Below are 13,321 nucleotides of genomic sequence, written 5' to 3' on the forward strand. Positions count from 1 at the left end.
TTCAGCGGACCTGGACGGAAATCGGAAGGTGAGCGAATCCGCGGACATTGCTGGAGTGGACGCGGACGGCGCTGTCCTCGTCGACCTCGTATCCGCGGATTCGCTTGAACAACTCGGCCAGCGCGACCCGGGCCTCCATGCGTGCGAGGTGCGCGCCGAGGCAGAAGTGGGCGCCGCTGCCGAAACTTTGGAGCTTAGAACCGATTTCCCGGCCGATGACGAAGTCGTCGGGATTCTCGAAGGCCCGCTCGTCGCGGTGGGCCGATCCCGGGAGCAGCAGCAGTACGTCGCCGTCGGGGATGACGGTGTCGTAGAGCTCCAACTCGCCTGCGACCGTGCGGGCCAGGATCTGGCTCGACGTGTCGTAGCGGAGCGTTTCCTCGACCCACAGCGGAATGCGGTCGAGATCGTCGTACACCGGGGCCAGCTGGTCGGGGTTGCGATGACCCCAGAACGCGGCGTTGGCAAGCAGTTTGGTGGTCGTCTCGTTGCCGGCGATCACCATCAGGAACATGAAGCCGATGATCTCGTCATCGGTGAGACGGTCCCCGTCGATCTCGGCTTCCAATAGCGCCGAGGTCAGATCGTCGGTGAGTGCCTTACGGCGTTCCTTGACCATCTCTTGGTAGTAGACAATCAGGTTCAGCGAGGCCTCGATCGCCGTATCCGGAACGTCGGTGACGCCCTCCTCGCGGTGCATCACCGCATCGGCCCAGGCGCGCACCTGCACACGGTCGACTTCGGGCACACCCATCAGTTCGGAGATGACATCCATCGGCAGCTTGCCCGCGAACTCGTCGACATAGTCGACCGAGCCGTCTTTCGCCATCTCCAGCATCGTGTCGAGATGCTGGACCGCGATCTCGGTCACCCTGGGCTCCAGCTCGCGAATACGCCTGGGCGTGAACCCTTTCGAGACCAGCGTGCGCAGCCGCAGGTGGTCGGGGTCGTCCATGGCGAGGAAAGACATCGTCTTCGATGCGTGCGGGCCGCGCGAGGCGGGGTCGAGCGAGACGCCGAACTTGTTGGACAGCGTGGTGCTGTTGCGGAAACCCTGGAGCACGTCGCGGTGACGCGACAGCGCCCAGAACCCGAGCTCGTCGTTGCGGTACAGCGGGGCCTCGTCACGCAGCCGCTTGTAATACGGATACGGGTCTTCGTGGAAGTCGTAGTTGTAGGGATCGAGCCCTACTTCGCTGATGGTCATCGGTCCTCCCCGACGATGAGTCCGACCACATAGGAGAGTCGGTCGGCGATCTGGTGGTACGTGAAAGCGCCGCTGCCTGCGTTGACCAGCGCGCCGAAGAACGTCATCTCGAGTGCGGCCAGCGTGCGCGGATCCGGATCGGGGCCGACGGCCGCGCGGATGCGCTTGTGGATCTCGCTGCCGATGCGCTCGCGGACGGAACGCACCGCCGGGTCGTTGCCCGACAACAGGGCTGTCGTGCAGGCGGCAGCGACCTCCGGCTCGTCGGCGACCATCAGCGCCATGCTGCGCAGGGTCTGCTCGACCCGGGTGGCCGTGCTGTCGTTGACGTCGGTGAAGTAGTCGACCTGCTGCATCAGGTTCAGGTAGATCTCGGCGATCAGATGGTTCTTCGACGAGAAATAGGTGTAGGCGGTGGCGGGGGCGACCTTGGCCCTCGCGGCGACCGCGCGCACGGTCAGATCGGCGTATGACGACTCGCGCAGCATTTCCAGACCGGCGGCGAGAACCTTGCGGAACGTCTCTTCCTGCCGGCGGTTACGCGGCGGTTGCTCCGACTCGGGCGTGAGCGCGGCAACAGCATCACTGGACACATGTCCAAGTTATCGGACGGTGCACCCTGCAAGCAAGCATCGAAGAAAAGATGCATTTCAACTGCAGTTATGGCGCGAGCATTCGATACCATCCTTGCCTGGCGGCGATGTGTGAGGCTATGGTTCGAAGGAATCGTCGGACAGTTGTCCAGAACTCAGACACAGGAGGTCGGATGTCTTTACTGGCCGATCGCGAGAGCAAGTTGCTCATCGACGGCAAGCTCGTGACCGGAAGCTCGGGCACGTTTCCCACCATCAATCCCGCCACCGAAGAGACGCTCGGTGTCGCCGCGGACGCGAGCGCCGACGACATGAGCGCGGCGATCGACGCGGCCCGGCGCAGCTTCGACGAGACGGACTGGTCGACCAACGCGGAACTGCGGGTGCGCTGCATCCGTCAGCTGCAGGAGGCGATGCGCAGCAACGTCGAGGATCTGCGTGAGCTGACCATTTCCGAGGTCGGTGCGCCGCGGATGCTGACGTCGGCCGCGCAGCTCGAAGGGCCCGTCGAGGATCTGAGCTTCTGTGCCGACACCGCCGAGTCCTACCAGTGGAGTCGCGATCTCGGGATCGCGTCGCCGATGGGGATCAAGACCCAGCGCACCGTCGCCCGCGAGGCCATCGGCGTCGTCGGCGCGATCACACCGTGGAACTTCCCGCACCAGATCAACCTCGCCAAGGTCGGCCCCGCACTGGCGGCCGGAAACACGTTGGTGCTCAAGCCCGCTCCCGACACCCCGTGGGCGGCGGCCGTCCTCGGTGAGCTGATCACCGAGCACACCGACTTCCCGGCCGGCGTCGTCAACATCATCACCTCCAGTGACCATGGTGTGGGCGCGATGTTGTCGAAAGACCCTCGGGTGGACATGGTTTCGTTCACCGGCTCGACGAATACCGGCCGCGCCGTGATGGCCGACGGTTCGGCCACGCTGAAGAAGGTGTTCCTGGAACTCGGCGGCAAGTCGGCCTTCCTGGTGCTCGACGACGCCGACCTCGCCGGTGCGTGCTCGATGGCGGCCTTCACCGCGTCGATGCACGCCGGGCAGGGTTGCGCGATCACCACGCGGCTCGTGGTGCCGCGGGCGAGCTACGACGCCGCCGTCGAAGCGGCCGCAGCCACGATGGGCGGCCTCAAGCCCGGCGACCCGACCAAGCCGGGCACCATCTGCGGACCGGTCATTTCGGCGCGGCAACGTGATCGGATCCAGGACTACCTGGACTCGGCGATCGCCGAGGGTGGCACATTCGCCTGCGGCGGTGGACGTCCCGCCGACCGCGACACCGGGTTCTTCATCGAGCCAACGGTCATCGCAGGCCTGGACAACAACGCCAAGGTGGCGCGCGAGGAGATTTTCGGTCCCGTTCTGACGGTCATCGCCCACGACGGGGACGACGACGCGGTGCGCATCGCCAACGACTCGCCGTACGGGCTGTCCGGCACCGTGTTCTCGCCGGACCTCGACCGTGCCAACGCGGTTGCCGCCCGGTTGCGCGTCGGCACCGTGAACATCAACGGCGGTGTCTGGTACTCGGCGGACATGCCGTTCGGCGGTTACAAGCAATCCGGCATCGGCCGGGAGATGGGGCTCGCGGGTTTCGAGGAGTACCTCGAGATCAAAGCCATTGCGACAGCGGCAGGTTAAGGAGACATCAGTGAGCCTCTACGGCGATCAGTTCAAGGAGAAGGTGGCCATCGTCACCGGTGCCGGCGGTGGCATCGGCCAGGCGTATGCCGAATCGCTGGCACGGGAGGGCGCGGCCGTCGTCGTCGCCGACATCAATCTCGAGGGAGCGCAGAAGGTCGCCGACGGCATCAAAGGTGAGGGCGGCGACGCGCTCGCCGTCCGTGTCGACGTGTCCGACATCGACTCGGCCAAGGAGATGGCCGCGCAGGCACTTTCGGAGTTCGGCGGCATCGACTACCTGGTCAACAACGCTGCGATCTTCGGCGGGATGAAGCTGGACTTCCTGATCACGGTCGACTGGGACTACTACAAGAAGTTCATGAGCGTGAACCTCGATGGCGCGCTCGTCTGCACCCGCGCGGTGTATCGCAAGATGGCCAAGCGCGGCGGCGGCGCGATCGTCAACCAGTCGTCGACGGCGGCGTGGCTGTACTCGAACTTCTACGGACTGGCCAAGGCGGGCGTCAACAGCCTGACCCAGCAGCTGGCCACCGAACTCGGCGGCCAGAACATCCGCGTCAATGCGATCGCGCCGGGGCCGATCGACACCGAGGCCAACCGGACGACGACGCCGCAGGAGATGGTGGCCGACATCGTCAAGGGAATCCCGTTGTCGCGCATGGGCGAAGTGGACGATCTGACCGGCATGTGCCTGTTCCTGCTGTCCGATCAGGCGAAGTGGGTGACCGGGCAGGTCTTCAATGTCGACGGCGGACAGATCATCCGCTGATGAGCGCTTGCGCGAAGAAGAGAGTGCCGTGAGTACAGAGCTGAAGCTGGGGTACATCGGCCTGGGCAACCAGGGCGCGCCGATGGCAAAGCGTCTCGCCGACTGGCCGGGCGGGCTCGTCGTCTTCGACGTGCGCACCGAAGCCATGACGCCGCTTGCGGAGCTGGGGGCGAGTCTGGCGGACAGTGTCGCTGACGTTGCCGCGGCCGATGTCATCAGCGTCACCGTCCTCAACGATGCGCAGGTCCGTGACGTCGTCACCGAGCTCGGCGAGCACTCCAAGCCGGGCACCGTCATCGCGATCCACTCGACGATCGAGCCGGGAACCGCTCCCGAACTAGCAGAGCAACTGCGGCCTAAGGGTGTTCGGATCGTCGACGCGCCAGTCAGCGGGGGAGCGGGAGCCGCGGACAAGGGCGAGCTGGCCGTGATGGTCGGGGCCGACGACGAGGCCTATGAACTCGTCAAGCCGGTGTTCAAGAAGTGGGCGTCGATGGTGGTGCGCGCCGGTGAGCCGGGTGCCGGGACCAGGATGAAGATTGCCCGCAACATGCTGACGTACATCGGGTTCACCGCGGCCTGCGAGGCTCAGCGGCTGGCCGAGGCCGCGGGCATCGACCTGCAGAAGCTCGGACGTGTAGTCCGTCACAGCGACGCCCAGAGCGGCGGACCCGGCGCGATCATGTATCGCGATGACACCAAGCCACTCGCGAAGGATCACTTCCTGCACGACATGTTCGTCCACACCCGCGGACTGGCCGAAAAGGACCTCGGACTGGCGCTCGCGATGGGTGAGGCGGCCGGGGTCGAACTGCCCTTGGCGCAGATAGCGTTGCGAGATCTGGCCGCCGGACTCGGTGTGCCACACACGTCTTCGTCGACGAAGGAGTAACCAGCATGGATGAGCTGCGCCGCAAAGGCCTTGACAAGATGAACGAGGTCTACGGCTGGGAGATGCCCAACATCGAGGGCGACCCGTACTTCGACCTCACCGTCGACCACCTCTTCGGAACGATCTGGAACAGGCCGGGATTGTCGATGCGGGACAAGCGCATCATGACGCTGACCGCCGTTGCGGCACTGGGCAACGACGCCCTCGCGGAAATCCAGGCCAATGCTGCGATGCACAACGCGGAGATCACCGGCGACGAACTCAAGGAGATGGCGGTCTTCCTGACGCAGTACCTGGGCTTCCCGCTCGGCTCCAAGTTCGACGGGGCGGTCAGCAAGGTGATCAAGAAGCGCAAGAAGGCGGCCGAGCGCGGCGAGGATGAGGACAAGAAGGCCAACGTCGATGCGGCGGTTCAGATGCACTCCGGGGACAAGTCGTGATGAGCAGGTACGCCGCGCTGTCGCGTGAGGAACTGGCCACGCTGGTGCCCGAGCTATTGCTCATTGGTCAGTTGATCGACCGGTCCGGGATGGCCTGGTGTATCTCGTCGTTCGGCCGCGAAGAGATGCTGCAGATCGCGATCGAGGAATGGGCCGCGTCGAGCCCGCTCTACACGAAGCGCATGCAGAAGGCGCTCAAGTACGAAGGCGTCGACATCTTCACCCTCTTCAAGGGTCTGCAGCTCGACATCGGCGCCCCGCCGCAGTTCATGGACTTCCGCTACATCGTGCACGACCGCTGGCACGGCGAGTTCTATCTCGACCACTGTGGCGCCCTCCTGGACGTGGAGCCGATGGGCGAGGACTACGTCAAGGGCATGTGCCACGACATCGAGGACCCGACATTCGACGCGACAGCGTTGGCCACCAACCGCAAGGCGCAGGTCCGGCCCGTGCACCGGCCACCGAGGACGCCGTCCGATCAGCATCCGCACTGCCGGTGGACGGTGATCATCGACGAGTCCTACCCAGAGGTCCCCTTCATCCCGGAGATGGACATCGTCGCAGCCACCCACGCCCACTCGTGCGAGCTCGACCCAATCGATCCCAATGACGAAGGCAATGCCGACTATTCGGGTGACCTGCTCGCCGACGTCGACTTCGGCGCCTTCTCGCATTCGGCGCTCGTCCGGATCGCGGACGAGGTCTGCCTGCAGATGCATCTGCTGGTCAAGTCGTTCCAGATCGCTGTCGAGAAGCGGGCCAAGGACGATGCCGCGCTGGCCCGGTCCATCCGGACCAAGCAGCTGATCGGTATCGCGGGCGTCGCTGCCGGGCGAATTCACAAGGCGCTCAAGCTGTCGAGCGACACCAAGGGTGCGCTGCGGGTCCTCGAATTGCACCCGCTGCTGAATCCGGCGGCGTATGTCTTCGCCGATGTCGATCCTGGATTCGTGCATGTTCGCCGGTCACCGGCCTACGAGGACGAGTCGTGGATCTCACTGATCTCCCCGGTCTCGGACGCACCGCTGCAGGCCATCGCGCAGGCAGTGGATCCGCATCTGCGTGCGGAAGTCTCGGGCACGGAAACGGATTGGACTGTGCGGTTCATCGAGACCGACACCGCCGCGAAGAAGCTCTCGGAGGTCGAGGTGACGGAGTTCAGCGGCGGCGCATCCTGGGTGTTCGAGGATAGGAAGTCACTGCCGCTGACCGTGGTTTGAGTTTGATCGCGAATGCACGGTTTCTGATGGAAATCTGCTGATTCCTATCAGAATTCGTGCACTCGCGGGGTCTTCTTACTATGCGGGCGAGAGCTCCACGAACCCCTTGCCCAGGGGTCGGGCGACGACCTCGGCATTCCACGTGACTTCGTGGCCGGCCCCACGCAGGTAGTCACCGCTGATGCCCGCGGCCTTGACCGGAGATCCGTCCTTCTCGAAGACGAGCAGGCTGGCCTTCGAGTTGTAGATGTCGGCTTTGATGACGGGCGCGCCGACGGTTTCTTCGATGAACTCCCGGTCGCTGAACTCGTGAAACAGGTGTACCTCGTCCCATTCCCAAGACGTCAGGTCGCGCAGCCGGGCCGGCTCACCCGTGCTGAGCACGCGCTCCAGTCCTGCGTTGAGGCGCTGGTCGTTGTAGTCGATGTCCATCGATCCCCTCAGCATCGAGCAGCCCGTCACAGCAAGAATGATCAGTAGCACGCAGAGTAGGTGCCGAGCCATGTTCAGTAGCCTCCCGCCGACGTGCCGTAGCCACCCGGCTGGCCGGGATCGTAGATCCCGCCCGGACCTGCGCCCGCCGGCATCGGCGCGAGCCCCGGAACCGTTGCAGCCGTGGTTGTTCCGGCATCGCCGAGGGCGATGGTGTCGCTCCAGGCGAGCCGCTCACCGCCGGGTGCGATGACGACCGTGTCGCCTTCGTTGACCGATTGCTCGACGAGATCGGCGAGTTCTGCTGGGGTGGAGTCGGGATTGTTCACCGCGATCTGGCGGCCTAGCTCGTTGTTGTAGAGATCCATCGCCTCCGCGGTGGCCGGATTCTTCGGCAGCCGCTCGTGGGCCGTCGCGAACTCCCGTGTCCACTGCTCGCCGAATCGCTGCGTCATCAACGCATTCCAGTAGGTGTGGCGAAATGCGTCGGTGTGATTGTCGGCGGTGTCGTCGGCACCGTTCTGTGGTGGGAACCGCACCTTCGCCTCGACCTCGGCGGCTTCCTTGATCTGGTCCATGTCCCGCATCTCCAGCGGAGAGAGGTCGTCGAGGATGCGGGCCTCGGCGGCGGTGACGTGTTTGGGGTCGGTCATCATGTTGAACGGCCAGGGCGGTTCCCACTCGCGGGTCCCGTCAGGGTCTTCAGAAACCTGGTACTTGCGCAGTATCTCGTCGAGCGGGTCCACGGGCGGCGGATTGCCCTGCATCGGTTCGCCTGCCCCGCCCAGCGCGGAGTACTCGGTGCCGAGCGTGCGAATGCGCTCCGCGATCGTGGCGAGTTCACCATTGGACGAGGTCACGATGTCGGCGACCTCAATGCTGCCCTTCGCGACTATCGGCAGCAACATCTGTTCTCGGCCAGTGCAATCCGGTACCGAGGCAGCGGCGGCCACCACCCAATCCTTTACCGAATCGAGCTGGCGGCGCCCCTGGGCGACCACGGCGGCAGAACGATCCACTTCCACACCGATGCGTACGTCGAGCTCAGCCAGCTGGCCGAGACTGCGTGCATGCCGCGCATTTTTGTCGCCGTAGGCGTCCGCCGCGGCGCCACTCCACAGTTGCCCGGCGGCCGCGGACCGCGTGTCAGCCTCCAGTTGGCGTAGCGCAGAACTGTTGTCGAACGCCGACCCCGACTCGGGTATGCCCTCCCCGAATGTGGTGCGGGCCTGCGACCACGTCGACAGGAATCCCCCCAGTGCACTCACTCGTCCAGCTTAAATCCGGGCGGGTGGACCCCTGCGCGGCAATTCAGCGCGGCAGAACCGCGTTACCGACCCATCGGCGCAGATACTCACGCAACGCGGGGCCGTGCCGCGGCGGACGGCCGGGATCGATCACGAATGACTGGATGGTGCGCAGAAGATGCTCGGAGAGCTGCGCGAGATCGGCGTCGTCGAACCCGATTGCCGCCCAGTCGACATCGAGGCGGCCCACCATGTCCCGCGCGAAGCGCAGCGCGATGTCCGATGTCACCGACTGCACGTGCGTCGACCCGCCGGGGACCATGATCAGGCCGATGTACTTCTCACGGGGTAGCCACTCCAGCGCGGTGGCGACCGCCTCGGTCACCGCGTCCGTGGGGTCGGTGATGCCCGCCATGCGTGCGGTGAGCCGCTCGAGAAAACCATCCACGGCGTGCACCGCCGCCGCGACCAGTAGAGCCTCGGTGCTGGAGAAGTACCGGTACACCGTCTGACGGGTGACGCCCACCGTTCGCGCCACGTCGGAAATGCTGAAGTCGGCGCCGCGTTCCTCGATGGCCTTGCCCGCAGCCTCGAGGATGCGAGCGACAGCCTCCTCGTCGGAGGCCGGTTTGGCCCCGGACCAACCGTGGGTGCGCACGAAGGAACCATAGGCCACCCAGGCCGGGGCTACTTGTAGGAGACCTGCAGGTCTTTCACGCCGTTGATCCAGCCCGATCGGAGCCGCTGCGGTTCGGCGAGCTTCGAGATGTCGGGGATCTGGTCGGCGATCTCGTTGAACATCAACTTGATCTCCATGCGGGCCAGGTTTGCGCCGATGCAGAAGTGCGCGCCGTTGCCGCCGAAAGCCAAGTGTGGATTGGGGTTTCGCAGGATGTCGAAGGTGAACGGGTCGTCGAAGACGTCCTCGTCGAAGTTCGCCGAACTGTAGAACAAGCCGACGCGCTGGCCCTTCCGCACCGTCACCCCGCCGACCTCGACGTCCTCCAGGGCCGTGCGCTGGAAGCAGTGCACCGGCGTGGCCCACCGGATGATCTCGTCGATCGCGGTCTCGGGGCGTTCCCGCTTGAACAGCTCCCATTGGTCGGGGTTCTCGAAGAACGCGTTCATGCCGTGGGTCATCGCGTTGCGGGTGGTCTCGTTGCCGGCCACCGCGAGCAGGATCACGAAGAACGCGAACTCGACCTCGCCCATCGCTTCTCCGTCGATGTCCGCCTGGATGAGCTTGGTGACGATGTCGTCGGCCGGACAGCGGCGCCGGTCCTCGGCCATGGTGTAGGCGTAACCCATCAGCTCCGCGTTCGCCGTCGTCGGATCGGAGTCGAAGTCCGGGTCGTCGGTGTTCATGATGGCGTTGGTCCAGTGAAAGAGCTTTTCCCGGTCGTCCTCCGGCACGCCGATCAGATCGGCGATGGCCAGCAGCGGCAGCGTCATCGCGACGTCGTCCACGAAGTTGCCGCTGTCCTTCTCGGCGGCGGTGCGCACGATCTCACGCGCGGCCGTGGCGAGCTTGTCCTCCATGCCGCCGATGGCGCGCGGGGTGAACAGTCGCGACACGATCTTGCGCAGGCGGGTGTGTTCGGGGGCGTCGTGGTTGATCAGCAGCGCCTTGGTCAAGTCCAACTGCTCGGCCGTGACGCCGTCGGGCAGTCGCATCACCGCGCCCTTGGCGTTGGTGGACCACAGTGCGTTGTTGCGGGAGATCGATTTGATGTCCTCGTGCCGGGAGATCACCCAGTAGCCGCCGTCGCTGAAGATCGACTCCTCCTGCGCGTTCCACCACACCGGCGCCGTCTTGCGCAGTTCGGCGAACTCGGTGACAGGGATGCCTTTGAGCAGCACGTCGGGGTCGGTGAAGTCATAACCCTCGGGAAGAAACGGACAGGCGGCGGTCTGGGTCATCGAGATTCCCTCCTCTGTGACGTACGGCACTCCTCACTGACCATACACGTGTGCGTCAAGATGTATGGCCGACAAAGTGTGGCCGTGCATGGTGCACCCACTAGGGTTGACGCCTGTGCACGTCCTGGTAGTTGGATCCGGAGCCCGTGAACACGCGCTGCTGCTCGCGCTGCGCCGAGACCCGGAGGTCGACGCGCTGTCCGTGGCGCCCGGCAACGCAGGCACATCCTCGGTCGCCGACCAATACGACGTCGACGTGACCTCCGGTGACGCCGTCGTCGCGCTGGCGAAACGACTCGGTGCCGACCTCGTCGTCATCGGACCCGAGGTTCCGCTCGTACTCGGCGTCGCCGACGCCGTGCGCGCCGCGGGCATCGACTGCTTCGGCCCCACCAAGGACGCGGCCCGCATCGAGGGCTCCAAATCGTTCGCCAAAGACGTCATGACCGAGGCCGGCGTCCGCACCGCGGGCAGCGAGATCGTCGACAACCCCGCTCACCTCGACGCCGCTCTGGACCGCTTCGGCCCACCCGCCGACCAAGCTGCGTGGGTGGTCAAGGACGACGGCCTGGCCGCAGGCAAAGGCGTCGTCGTCACCACCGACCGCGACACCGCCCGCGCTCACGCAGCCGGCCTGCTCGACGCGGGCCACCCCGTTCTGCTCGAGTCGTTCCTCGACGGGCCCGAGGTGTCACTGTTCTGCGTCGTCGACGGCGAGACCGTCGTGCCGTTGCTGCCGGCGCAGGACTTCAAGCGGGTCGGCGACGGCGACACCGGGCCGAACACCGGCGGCATGGGCGCCTACACGCCGCTGCCGTGGCTGTCCCATGCGGTGACGCAGCGCATCGTCGACGAGGTCGTGAAACCCGTTGCCGCCGAACTCGTCCGACGCGGCAGCTCCTTCTCCGGTCTGCTGTATGCGGGCCTGGCGATCACCTCCAACGGCCCGGCCGTCGTCGAATTCAACTGCCGCTTCGGCGATCCCGAGACCCAGGCGGTGCTCGCGCTCCTGGAGTCGCCGCTGGGCCAGCTACTCCGCGCCGCCGCCACTGGAGAGCTCGCCGCCCAGCCCGCGCTGCAGTGGCGCGACGGCTCCGCCGTCACGGTCGTGCTGGCGGCCGAGAACTATCCCGGCCGGCCACGCGTCGGCGACGTCATCCACGGCGCCGACGCCGCGAACGTCCTGCACGCCGGCACCACCCGCCGCGACGACGGAAGCGTCGTCTCGTCCGGTGGCCGGGTGCTGTCCGTCGTCGGTGTCGGCGATGATCTCGCTGCCGCACGCGAGGACGCGTACGCCATCATGGGCTCGATCCGGTTGCCCGGCAGTCACTTTCGTCATGACATCGGGCAGGCGGCAGCGGAGGGGCGGATCTCGCTCTGACGGTTAAGTCGTCAGGATCGGGGCCATCCAGCTCAGCTCCGAGCTCAGTTGCGACGACCAGTACGACGCGTTGTGTCCGCCGGGTGAGAAGCCGCCCGCAGGCGGTGCCGGGAGCTGCGCGATGAACTGTTCGGTGGCCGAGGCGAAGGGATCGTCGAACCCGCAGTCGATGCGCAATGGAATGCCGTTGAGCCCCGCCAGCCCCCACACGCTGTTGGCCTCGTAATCCTCTGCGCCGTCGAACGCGCCGGGAGCCGCGGCGCCCGGTGACGTCCACAGCGCGGGGCTGACGGCACAGATCGCCGCCGTGCGGGCCGCGCCCAGACGGGATCCGAGCAACATGGCGCCGTAACCGCCCATCGACCAGCCCAGAAACGCCACCCGCGACGTGTCGATGTTGTGCTGGGCGAGCAGCGGAAGGAACTCGTCGAGCACCATCGCGCCCGAATCGTCACCGGACGCGCGACGGTGCCAGTAGCCGTTGCCGCCGTCCACCGCGGCGATCGCGAACGGCGGCAGCCCGGCGCCGACGGCGTCGGCCAGAAACTGCTCGACACCCATCGACATGACGGTGTTCGCCGACGAGTCCTTGCCGTGCAGCAGGATCACTGCGCGCAACGGCGTGGTCTGGCCCGGCGGACGCGCCAGCGCCCAGTTGGTCACCGCACCCGCGCGGGCCGCCGAGGCGAACGCTCCGGACTCGTATGTCGATGCCAGCGGTGCGGGTGGTTCCGCTGAGGCCTGTGCGGCGGTCAACGCGGATACACCGGCGGCTCCGGCCGCCGTCGCGAGCCCCGCACGCAGACCGAGCGACAAGATCTCCCTACGGTTGAGCGTCGGCATGCGCGTCATCATCGCATCGAATCCTGGGGGCGTGCCGCCCGCACCGGGCTGAACAAAGCCTGGTGATTCGCCGAAAGCCCGATGCCGAAACCCCGTGGCTGGCAGCATGCAAGGCGTGACGGCAGCGGTCACTCCCAAGGGAGAACGTCGGAGGTCCGCGCTGGTCAGCGCGGCCGCCGACCTGCTGTGCGAAGGAGGCTTCGACGCGGTCCGGCATCGAGCCGTCGCGCGCCGAGCCGGACTGCCGCTCGCGTCGACGACCTACTACTTTTCTTCGCTGGATGACCTGATCGCCAAGGCGGTCGAGCACGTGGGCAGCCGCGAGAGCGAACAGCTCCACGACCGCGTCGAAGCGCTCTCACGCCGGCGGCGCGGCGCCGAATCCACCGCCGACATCCTCGTCGACCTCCTTGTCGGTGACAACCCTGAACGGGTGACCGAGCAGATGATCTCGCGCTACGAGCGCTACATCGCGTGCGCGCGGCAGCCGGGGCTCCGCGACATCCAGCGGCGCATCCTGCGCCAGCGCAGCGATGCCGTCGTCGAGGTCGTCGAACGCTCCGGACGGTCCGTGCGCGCCGAACTGGTCACCGCGCTGGTGTGTGCGGTCGACGGCGCGGTGGTCGCTGCCCTCGTCGGTGACGGCGACGGGCCGCGCGCGACGGCCCGGGCGACGCTCATCGATGTGATCGACGTCCTGGCTCCGTTCAACTGATCCGCCAGCT

Annotated in this window: 14 protein-coding genes; 7 read left to right on the forward strand and 7 right to left on the reverse strand. The window is 66.2% G+C overall.

All coding sequences use genetic code 11. From position 1 onward, the window contains the following. Position 1: 1 nt before the first annotated feature. Both P9A17_RS12840 and P9A17_RS12845 read right to left on the reverse strand, forming a co-directional pair. Positions 2 to 1,207, reverse strand: a complete 1,206-nt coding sequence (locus tag P9A17_RS12840; RefSeq protein ID WP_278039024.1) for a cytochrome P450 — start codon at positions 1,205 to 1,207, stop codon at positions 2 to 4. Continuing rightward, complete coding sequence (locus P9A17_RS12845; RefSeq protein ID WP_278039025.1) at positions 1,204 to 1,800, reverse strand: TetR/AcrR family transcriptional regulator; 597 nt, start codon at positions 1,798 to 1,800, stop codon at positions 1,204 to 1,206. The genes P9A17_RS12840 and P9A17_RS12845 overlap by 4 nt, the downstream gene beginning before the upstream one ends. 173 nt (positions 1,801 to 1,973) lie before the next feature. Between P9A17_RS12845 and P9A17_RS12850 the strand changes: the two genes are divergently transcribed. From P9A17_RS12850 to P9A17_RS12870, 5 genes are read left to right on the forward strand one after another with little or no spacing between them, the layout of a single operon-like run. Then, positions 1,974 to 3,443 carry an aldehyde dehydrogenase gene (locus tag P9A17_RS12850; protein ID WP_278039026.1) on the forward strand — a complete coding sequence of 490 codons (1,470 nt, stop codon included), beginning with the start codon at positions 1,974 to 1,976 and terminating at the stop codon, positions 3,441 to 3,443. Positions 3,444 to 3,453: 10 nt separating this feature from the next. Beyond that, positions 3,454 to 4,215 carry an SDR family oxidoreductase gene (locus P9A17_RS12855; RefSeq protein WP_278039027.1) on the forward strand — a complete coding sequence of 254 codons (762 nt, stop codon included), beginning with the start codon at positions 3,454 to 3,456 and terminating at the stop codon, positions 4,213 to 4,215. A 28-nt stretch (positions 4,216 to 4,243) separates the two neighbouring features. Beyond that, entirely contained in the window at positions 4,244 to 5,107 is an 864-nt protein-coding gene (locus P9A17_RS12860) for an NAD(P)-dependent oxidoreductase (protein ID WP_278039028.1), read from the forward strand. A gap of 5 nt (positions 5,108 to 5,112) precedes the next feature. Then, positions 5,113 to 5,547, forward strand: coding sequence for a carboxymuconolactone decarboxylase family protein (locus P9A17_RS12865; protein WP_278039029.1), 435 nt, complete (start codon positions 5,113 to 5,115; stop codon positions 5,545 to 5,547). After that, positions 5,544 to 6,770 (forward strand): hypothetical protein, encoded by a 1,227-nt coding sequence (locus P9A17_RS12870; RefSeq protein ID WP_278039030.1) that lies wholly within the window; start codon positions 5,544 to 5,546, stop codon positions 6,768 to 6,770. Before P9A17_RS12865 ends, P9A17_RS12870 begins: the two co-directional genes overlap by 4 nt. Before the next feature lie 78 nt (positions 6,771 to 6,848). Here the strand turns inward: P9A17_RS12870 and P9A17_RS12875 are convergent, their stop codons facing one another. From P9A17_RS12875 to P9A17_RS12890, 4 genes are read right to left on the reverse strand one after another with little or no spacing between them, the layout of a single operon-like run. Continuing rightward, positions 6,849 to 7,274: a hypothetical protein gene (locus tag P9A17_RS12875; RefSeq protein ID WP_278039031.1), complete on the reverse strand. Its 426-nt coding sequence runs from the start codon at positions 7,272 to 7,274 to the stop codon at positions 6,849 to 6,851. Positions 7,275 to 7,276: 2 nt separating this feature from the next. After that, positions 7,277 to 8,470: an EspA/EspE family type VII secretion system effector gene (locus P9A17_RS12880; protein WP_278039032.1), complete on the reverse strand. Its 1,194-nt coding sequence runs from the start codon at positions 8,468 to 8,470 to the stop codon at positions 7,277 to 7,279. A 43-nt stretch (positions 8,471 to 8,513) separates the two neighbouring features. After that, positions 8,514 to 9,107 (reverse strand): TetR/AcrR family transcriptional regulator, encoded by a 594-nt coding sequence (locus tag P9A17_RS12885; RefSeq protein ID WP_278039033.1) that lies wholly within the window; start codon positions 9,105 to 9,107, stop codon positions 8,514 to 8,516. 29 nt (positions 9,108 to 9,136) lie between these two features. Continuing rightward, a complete protein-coding gene (locus tag P9A17_RS12890) occupies positions 9,137 to 10,369 on the reverse strand; it encodes a cytochrome P450 (protein ID WP_278039034.1) in 1,233 nt (410 codons plus the stop codon). Positions 10,370 to 10,484: 115 nt separating this feature from the next. On the opposite strand from P9A17_RS12890, the gene purD reads away from it, so the two are divergent. Next, a complete protein-coding gene (gene purD / locus P9A17_RS12895) occupies positions 10,485 to 11,753 on the forward strand; it encodes a phosphoribosylamine--glycine ligase (RefSeq protein ID WP_278039035.1) in 1,269 nt (422 codons plus the stop codon). Between the two features lie 3 nt (positions 11,754 to 11,756). On the opposite strand, the gene P9A17_RS12900 is transcribed toward purD, so the two are convergent. Beyond that, on the reverse strand, positions 11,757 to 12,605 hold the full coding sequence (locus tag P9A17_RS12900; protein ID WP_278039036.1) for an alpha/beta hydrolase: 849 nt from the start codon (positions 12,603 to 12,605) through the stop codon (positions 11,757 to 11,759). 97 nt (positions 12,606 to 12,702) lie between these two features. On the opposite strand from P9A17_RS12900, the gene P9A17_RS12905 reads away from it, so the two are divergent. After that, positions 12,703 to 13,311, forward strand: coding sequence for a TetR family transcriptional regulator (locus tag P9A17_RS12905; protein WP_278039037.1), 609 nt, complete (start codon positions 12,703 to 12,705; stop codon positions 13,309 to 13,311). Positions 13,312 to 13,321: the final 10 nt, after the last annotated feature.

Origin of the sequence: Mycobacterium sp. 236(2023) (assembly GCF_029623955.1) — a bacterium.
Classification (GTDB): Bacteria; Actinomycetota; Actinomycetes; order Mycobacteriales; family Mycobacteriaceae; genus Mycobacterium.